This window comes from Gilvimarinus gilvus (assembly GCF_030518155.1).
GTDB lineage: Bacteria > Pseudomonadota > Gammaproteobacteria > Pseudomonadales > Cellvibrionaceae > Gilvimarinus > Gilvimarinus gilvus.
In genome coordinates, this window is record NZ_JAULRU010000687.1 from 1 (window position 1) to 630 (window position 630).

The following is a 630-nucleotide window of genomic DNA, read 5'->3' on the forward strand; positions in this document are numbered from 1 at the left end:
ATGGTGGCAAAGAACAGGCTGTGCTTGACGGTGAAGCGGAACAGGTCGGATTCCTTGCCGACCAGGCCGGTGGCGGCGCAGGCCACGGCGATCGATTGCGGCGAGATCATCTTGCCGGTCACGCCGCCGCTGGTGTTGGCCGCTACCAGCAGGGTGTCGTTGACCCCGATCTGGTGGGCGGTGGTGGCCTGCAGCGAGCTGAACAGGGCGTTGGACGAGGTGTCCGACCCGGTCAGGAACACACCCAGCCAGCCAAGGAACGGCGAGAAGAACGGGAACGCCGCGCCCGTGCCGGCAAGCACCAGGGCCATGGTCGACGACATGCCCGAGTAGTTGGTGACGAAGGCGAAGGCCAGCACCATGCCAATCGACAGGATGGGCCAGCGCAGCTCCCAAAAGGTCTCCTTGAAAGTGGTAAGACCAGTTTTGAAATTGATTTTCAGCACCGCCATGGAGATCAGTGCCGAGAGGAAGATCTCGGTGCCGGTGGCGGAGATCGGGTCCAGCTTGAACACTGCGGGCATGGCGGTTGGCGCGGCCACGATCGGTGCGGTCTTGATCACCAGTTGGTCAAGGTGCGGAATGGCGAAGTTGAACACGAAGTTGTACATCGCGCCGCCCGGGGCGAAG

At 62.7% G+C, this 630-nt stretch carries 1 protein-coding gene; it reads right to left on the minus strand.

Annotation, left to right across the window (positions count from 1 at the left end; translation table 11 throughout):
• Positions 1 to 611 (minus strand): L-lactate permease (locus QWI17_RS16890; protein ID WP_368045360.1); only part of this gene is annotated, 611 nt, incomplete at its 3' end.
• Positions 612 to 630 lie beyond the last annotated feature (19 nt).